The following is a 7164-nucleotide window of genomic DNA, read 5'->3' as shown; positions in this document are numbered from 1 at the left end:
TGCAGCCTTTGCTGGAGCAGCGGCCTTGGGGGCTGCGGTCTTGGTTGCAGCTGCCTTCTTCACAGCTTCAGCCTTGGGCGCGGCCGCCTTCTTGGCAGGTGTCTTTTTCTCGGTTGTGGCCTTGGCGGCCGTCTTCTTCGCAGTTGCCATCATTTTCTCCTTCGTTGATTTGCATAAGACGTCCGGTTCCTTGCGGTGCCGGACGATTCAAAGCGATGTGGAGTTACGCATCGCTAGGAACACAAATTTGCTTCACGCCAAAAATCTCAGTTTTTTGTAGCAATGAAGTGAAGCAAGTCATGACTCGCATTGTGCCTGCTTAGAAGCAATTAATCCCAAGAAAGTGCGCCTCCGGTCTGATACTCGATCACTCGTGTCTCAAAGAAGTTACGTTCTTTCTTCAAATCGATCATTTCGCTCATCCAGGGGAAGGGATTTTCTTCACCGGGGAACAGTTCCTCCAGACCGATCTGCGTGGCGCGACGGTTGGCGATGTAGCGCAGATAGCCCTTGAACATGGATGCATTCATGCCCAGCACGCCGCGTGGCATGGTGTCCTCGGCATAGCGATATTCGAGTTCCACAGCCTTCTGGAACAGCTCCGTGATTTCCTGCTTGAACTCGGCCGTCCACAGATGGGGGTTCTCGAGCTTGAGCTGGTTGATCAGATCGATGCCGAAGTTGCAGTGCATGGACTCGTCGCGCAGGATGTACTGGTACTGCTCGGCAGCGCCCGTCATCTTGTTCTGGCGGCCCAGGGCCAGGATCTGCGTGAAGCCCACGTAGAAGAACAGACCTTCCATCAGGCAGGCAAAAACGATCAGCGACTTCAGCAGCGTCTGGTCGGTCTCGGGCGTGCCGGTGTGGAAGTTGGGGTCCATGATCGCTTCGATGAAGGGGATCAGGAACTCGTCCTTGTCGCGGATGGATTGGACTTCGTTGTAGGCGTTGAAGATTTCCGATTCATCCAGGCCCAGCGATTCCACGATGTACTGGTAGGCGTGAGTGTGGATGGCTTCTTCGAAAGCCTGGCGCAGCAGGAACTGGCGGCACTCGGGCGCCGTGATGTGGCGGTAGGTGCCCAGCACGATGTTGTTGGCGGCCAGTGAGTCGGCCGTCACAAAGAAGCCCAGATTGCGCTTGACGATGCGGCGCTCGTCTTCGGTCAGGCCGTTGGGGTCCTTCCACAGCGCGATGTCGCGCGTCATGTTCACTTCCTGCGGCATCCAGTGGTTGGCGCAGGTGGCCAGATACTTTTCCCAGGCCCACTTGTACTTGAAGGGGACCAGCTGGTTCACGTCGGTCTTGGCGTTGATGATGCGCTTGTCGGCGGCATTCACGCGCTTGTGGGTGCTGGTGGACGCGCCGGCTTCTGCGCTGGTGGCGGAAGGGGCAAAGGTGTCGTCGTCAAAGCTCAGCATATTTATTCCTTGAGGGGGGAAAAGGCTGGGTGCAATGCAATCGACATCCAGCTTTTCAATCATTTATTGATGGAGTGGCGCCACTCAAATACTGGCGCACTCTAAAGCGAGAGACACCGAGGAAGCGCTGCTGCGCACCGAGGGTGTCGTCCCCCTCCGGCGCTCAGCGCCAGAGAGGGGGAAGGCGCGGGGCCGCCTAGGCCAAGCGCCTCAGGGGGAGCCAGTCAATTACTGGCAGGCCTCGCAGCCTGGATCGTCGATCGCGCAGAACTTGATGTCCGTGGCGGGTGCCTGGGCACGGGCAGCGGCGGCAGCGGCTTCCAGTGCGCTCACCGCAGGCTTGGCCGCAGGAGCCGCCGAAGCGGCAGGAGCGCCGGAGGACACGGCGTTCAGCACACGGCTTTGCACGGTGGACTTCTCGATATTGGTCGCGCTGGTGGTACGCAGGTAGTAGGTGGTCTTCAGACCGCGCAGCCAGGCCAGCATGTAGGTGTCGTGCAGCTTCTTGCCCGATGCACCGGCCATGTAGATGTTCAGGCTCTGGGCCTGGTCGATCCACTTCTGGCGGCGCGAGGCGGCTTCCACCAGCCATTCGGGCGAGACTTCGAACGCGGTGGCGTAGAGGTTCTTGATCTCTTGCGGCACGCGGTCGATGGCGCGCAGCGAGCCGTCGAAATGCTTGAGGTCCATGACCATCACGTCGTCCCACAGGCCCAGGCGCTTGAGGTCGCGCACCAGGTACTGGTTGATGACGGTGAATTCGCCAGACAGATTGGATTTCACGGACAGGTTGCCGAACGAAGGCTCGATTGAGGCATCCACACCCACGATGTTGGAGATGGTGGCGGTGGGCGCAATGGCCACGCAGTTGGAGTTGCGCATGCCGTCCTGGGCGATCTTGGCGCGCAGGGCATCCCAGTCCAGCTTGGCGGAGCGGTCCACTTCCACATAGCCGCCGCGGGCCTTTTCCAGCAGCTTCAGGGTGTCGGGAGGCAGGATACCCTGATCCCACAGCGAGCCCTTGAAGGTGGAGTAGGTGCCGCGTTCCTTGGACAGCTCGGTCGATGCCCAGTAAGCGTAGTAGCAGATGGCTTCCATGGCTTCGTCGGCGAACTCGACGGCGCCCTGGCTGGCGTAGGCGGTGCGCATTTCATACAGCGCGTCCTGGAAACCCATCAGGCCCATGCCCACGGGGCGGTGGCGCAGATTGGAGTCCTTGGCCTTTTGCACGGCGTAGTAGTTGATGTCGATCACGTTGTCCAGCATGCGCATGGCCGTGTTCACGGTCTTGCGCAGCTTGTCGTGGTCGATCTTGCCGTCCTTGATGTGCTGGACCAGGTTCACGGAACCCAGGTTGCAGACCGCAGTTTCGGTGTCGCTGGTGTTGAGCGTGATCTCGGTGCACAGATTGGACGAGTGCACCACACCCACGTGCTGCTGGGGCGAGCGGATGTTGCAGGGGTCCTTGAAGGTGATCCAGGGATGGCCGGTCTCGAACAGCATCGAGAGCATCTTGCGCCACAGGTCCACGGCAGGCACGCGCTTGAACAGCTTGAGCTCGCCGCTGTCGGTCTTGGCTTCATAGGCGGTGTAGGCCTTCTCGAAGGCTTCGCCGTACAGATCGTGCAGATCGGGAGCGTCGGCGGGCGAGAACAGGGTCCACTGGCCTTTTTCCATCACGCGCTTCATGAACAGGTCGGGAATCCAGTTCGCCGTGTTCATGTCGTGGGTGCGGCGGCGGTCGTCGCCGGTGTTCTTGCGCAGCTCCAGGAATTCTTCGATGTCCAGGTGCCAGGATTCCAGATAGGTGCAGACCGCGCCCTTGCGCTTGCCGCCCTGGTTCACGGCGACGGCCGTGTCGTTGACCACCTTGAGGAAGGGAACCACGCCTTGCGATTCGCCGTTGGTGCCCTTGATGCGCGAGCCCAGGGCACGCACACGGGTCCAGTCATTGCCCAGGCCGCCAGCAAACTTGGACAGCAGAGCGTTTTCCTTGATGGATTCGTAGATGCCGTCCAGGTCGTCGGGCACGGTGGTCAGGTAGCAGGACGACAGCTGCGAGCGCAGCGTGCCGCTGTTGAACAGCGTCGGGGTGGACGACATGAAGTCGAAGGACGACAGCAGCTCGTAGAACTCGATGGCACGTGCATTGCGGTCAGGCTCGTTCAGCGCCAGGCCCATGGCCACGCGCATGAAGAAGGACTGGGGCAGCTCGATGCGGGTCTTGCGCACGTGCAGGAAGTAGCGGTCGTACAGGGTCTGCAGGCCCAGGTAGTCGAACTGTTCGTCGCGCTCGGCCTTCAGGGCCTTGGCCAGACGGGGCAGGTCGTAGTTCAGCAGCTCGGGGTTGAGCAGCTCGTTGTCCACGCCCTTTTGCACAAAGCCGGGGAAGTAGTCGGCATAGGCGGCCTGCATTTCTGCGGGCTGCACGTCGCGGCCCATGACTTCGCGCACGATGGTGTGCAGCAGCAGGCGGGCGGTGACGTAGGTGTAGTCGGGATCTTTTTCGATCAGCGTACGGGCGGCCAGGATGGACGCCTTGTAGACCTCGGCCAGAGGCACGCCGTCGTACAGATTGCGCAGGGTCTCGGCCACGATGGGCGCGGACTGGATGTCGGCATTCAGATTGCGGCAGGAAGCGACGATCAGAGCCTCCAGGCGCTCCTGGTCCAGGGGCACGCGCTGGCCGTTGTCGGTCACATGCAGCACGGGCTTGGCGGCGGCAGCGGCGGCCACTTCGGCGGCCTTCTTCTGCTCGGCACGTTCCTGGTTGCGGCGCTCGCGGTACAGCACATAGGCGCGGGCCACGTCCTGGTGGCCGGCGCGCATCAGGCCCAGCTCGACCTGGTCCTGCACATCTTCAATATGGAAGGTGCCGCCATCGGGACGCGAGCGCACCAGTGCGCGCACCACGCCTTCGGTCAGTTCGTTGACGGTGTCGCGCACGCTGGCAGACGCCGCGCCCTGCGCGCCGCGCACAGCCAGGAAAGCCTTGGTCAGGGCCACGGCAATCTTCTGGGGCGCGAAAGCCACCACATCGCCGCTGCGGCGGATGATCTGATAGCTGTCATTGGGGGAGGAAGAATTGGCTGCGCCGGCAGGCGCGGCAGAAGGCAGTGAGTTCAACGCTTCTTGCATAAGTTCCTCTGAGTCAGTATGTGGATAGGCAGACAAAGGCCTGCACTGTGGGCAGGCCATCAAAAACACGATTCGGTGCCTCGGTTTACACATGGTTTGCACAGGGTGTGCACAACTTGTAAACACTAGATATGGGGTCTGAGGCTCTTCAAAACACTACCGGTAGTGTATCTCGCTTAAATCCGAGCGACCTGATGAAACTACTGAATCTGGCATTTCGAGCGCCGCTTGACAGCCGCAAAAATGACTTCATCCCGCATGAATAAAGGCCTGTGGCGCGGTTGCGCGCGGCGGCAGATCGGGCCGGAAATATGTAAAAAATTTGCGTGTTTGATGCAGGCGACAGTTGTTGCGCGCGCGCCATTGACATGCCGTTTCGAAGCCCCGCAACGATGGATGCTTGGGATTCTCAAAATGAGGAGCGCATAGCGCCTACGAATAAAAGATTTCAGCTGCGAATATGTATGAAATCGAGTGCTGAAAGGCGGTAGGTGCTATGAAGATTTCAGGCTGCGCCTGAGGCTGCAGGATTGGGGGGGAATTCCCAGCTGCGCGTGCCGTCTGTGCTGGCCAGCTGCTGCTGCAGCCGCTGCCAGTCGAAACCGGGTCCGGGGTCCTGCTTGCGCCCAGGCGCGATGTGCTCGTGTCCGGCGATGTAGCGCACCGGATAGTGCGCCGCGATAGCCATGCAAAGCTGCTGCAGGGCCTGGTACTGCGGAGCTTCAAAGCTCAGGCCTTCCAGGCCTTCGAGTTCGATGCCGATGGAGTCGTCGTTGCAGCGCTCGCGCCCGCGCCACTGACTGACACCGGCATGCCAGGCGCGGTCGTCGCAGCTGACGAACTGCCAGATCTCGCCCTGACGCGTGATAAAGAAATGTGACGAGACTTCGAGGCCGCGAATGCCCTGGTAATAGGGGTGGGCGTCCCAGTCCAGCTGATTGGTGAACAGTTGCTGCACCGCGCCTGTGCCGTACTGGCCCGGAGGCAGGCTGATGGAGTGGATGACGACGAGATCGATCTGCGCATCCTCGGGGCGAGGGCCGAAATTGGGAGATCTCAGCTGACGCGCCGCACCATACCAGCCGGCCTGCCAGGGCTGGGCCAGGGAGGAGGAAAGGGGCGTGGAATCAGACATTGTCGCTCTGGTGTTTGCTGCCTTCGGCCGGCAGGTCTATGCCCAGACGGTCGATGCGGTAGCGAATCTGGCGCAGGCTGATGCCCAGTCTGGCCGCCGTGGCTGTGCGGTTGAAGCCGTTGTCCTGCAGGGCTCTGACCAGGATGCTGCGCTCCTGCTCATCAAGCCAGCCTTGCAGATCCTCCGGCAGCATGGCCGGACTGCCTGCGTGCTGAGTTTGCGGCGGCGGTGCGCTCGATGCCCAAGCGCCCGAGGAAGCCGCTACCGCCACGCCAGCGCACTCGGCCGGCACGCCGGATTCGGGCAGACGCAGCGGGCCTTCCTCGCCCAGTGCAATGGCGCGGTGCAGCACGTTCTCCAGCTCGCGCACATTGCCAGGCAGCGGGAGCCGGGCTATCTGGCTCAGGCTGATGTCGTCCAGCTCCGGCGTAGCCAGTCCGGATTCGCGGGCCAGCTTTTGCAGCAAAGCCTGGCATAGCTGGCCCAGGTCTTCACGGCGCTCGCGCAGCGCGGGCAGCTCGATTTCGATGACGTTGAGGCGGTAGAACAGGTCCTGGCGGAAATTGCCTGCCTGCACTTCCGCTCCCAGATCGCGGTGGGTGGCGCTGACGATGCGCACATCGACGGCTTCTTCCTGGGTGCTGCCCAGTGGACGAATCTTGCGCTCCTGAATGGCGCGCAGCAGCTTGGCCTGCATGGCCAGGGGCAGGTCGCCGATTTCATCGAGAAACAAGGTGCCGCCCTGTGCGGCCTGGAAGTAGCCGGGCCTGTCCTGCGTGGCACCGGTGTAGGAGCCCTTGCGGGCACCGAAGAACTCGGCTTCGAGCAGGCTTTCCGGGATGGCACCGCAGTTGACCGCGACCATGGGGCCGCCGGCCCGCTGGCTGCAGCCGTGCAGGGCGCGTGCCACCAATTCCTTGCCCGTGCCGGATTCACCGTGGATCAGCACGGGAGCCATGCCTTTGGCGACCTTGGCAATGCGCTGCTTGACCAGCTGCATGGCCTGAGACCTGCCAACCAGAGCCTCCAGAGCGCCAGTTGGCGTTCCCGCACCAGTGCCGCCGGCGGCCGAGCTGTCGCTGGTCTGCGGGTTGCCGGGCTTGGGCACCGCGCCAATGCCTTGCACGGCCGAGGCCACGACCTGGCGGAACTGGCGCAGGTCCACGGGCTTGGTCAGATAGTCGAACGCGCCCGCGCGCAGGGCCTCGACGGCGTTTTCGGCAGAGCCGTAGGCCGTCATGACGATGCAGCGCTCGCTGCGCGACTGATCGCGCAGTTGCAGCAGCAACTCCATGCCGATCCCGTCGGGCAGGCGCATATCGGTAATCAAGACATCGAAATTGCGGCCTTGCAACTGAGTCATGCCTTCCTGGACCGAGCCCGCGGTTTCCACGCGGTAGCCTTCCCGCAGCAAGGTCAGCTCGTAGAGCGTGCGCAGATCCGGTTCATCATCGACCACGAGAATGCTGG

The 7164-nt window shown here is 62.0% G+C and carries 5 protein-coding genes; 1 reads left to right on the top strand and 4 read right to left on the bottom strand.

Annotated elements, in window-relative coordinates; all coding sequences use genetic code 11:
- Window positions 1–280: hypothetical protein (locus CSE6_RS26485; RefSeq protein WP_238585699.1), on the top strand; the 280-nt coding region annotated here is incomplete at its 5' end.
- A 49-nt stretch (window positions 281–329) separates the two neighbouring features.
- Here the strand turns inward: CSE6_RS26485 and CSE6_RS13825 are convergent.
- The 4 genes from CSE6_RS13825 to CSE6_RS13810 all read right to left on the bottom strand — a co-directional run bounded on the left by CSE6_RS13825 (window position 330) and on the right by CSE6_RS13810 (window position 7153).
- Complete coding sequence (locus CSE6_RS13825; RefSeq protein ID WP_034357815.1) at window positions 330–1421, bottom strand: ribonucleotide-diphosphate reductase subunit beta; 1092 nt, start codon at window positions 1419–1421, stop codon at window positions 330–332.
- Between the two features lie 228 nt (window positions 1422–1649).
- Window positions 1650–4559, bottom strand: coding sequence for a ribonucleoside-diphosphate reductase subunit alpha (locus CSE6_RS13820; protein WP_034381329.1), 2910 nt, complete (start codon window positions 4557–4559; stop codon window positions 1650–1652).
- A 505-nt stretch (window positions 4560–5064) separates the two neighbouring features.
- Window positions 5065–5694 (bottom strand): 1,6-anhydro-N-acetylmuramyl-L-alanine amidase AmpD, encoded by a 630-nt coding sequence (gene ampD / locus CSE6_RS13815; RefSeq protein WP_034381326.1) that lies wholly within the window; start codon window positions 5692–5694, stop codon window positions 5065–5067.
- A complete protein-coding gene (locus tag CSE6_RS13810) occupies window positions 5687–7153 on the bottom strand; it encodes a sigma-54 dependent transcriptional regulator (protein WP_080747180.1) in 1467 nt (488 codons plus the stop codon). The genes ampD and CSE6_RS13810 overlap by 8 nt, the downstream gene beginning before the upstream one ends.
- Between the last annotated feature and the right edge of the window lie 11 nt (window positions 7154–7164).

It is taken from the genome of Comamonas sp. E6, from assembly GCF_001010305.1.
Lineage (GTDB): Bacteria > Pseudomonadota > Gammaproteobacteria > Burkholderiales > Burkholderiaceae_C > Comamonas > Comamonas thiooxydans.
This window is presented reverse-complemented; position numbering and strand designations above follow the sequence as displayed.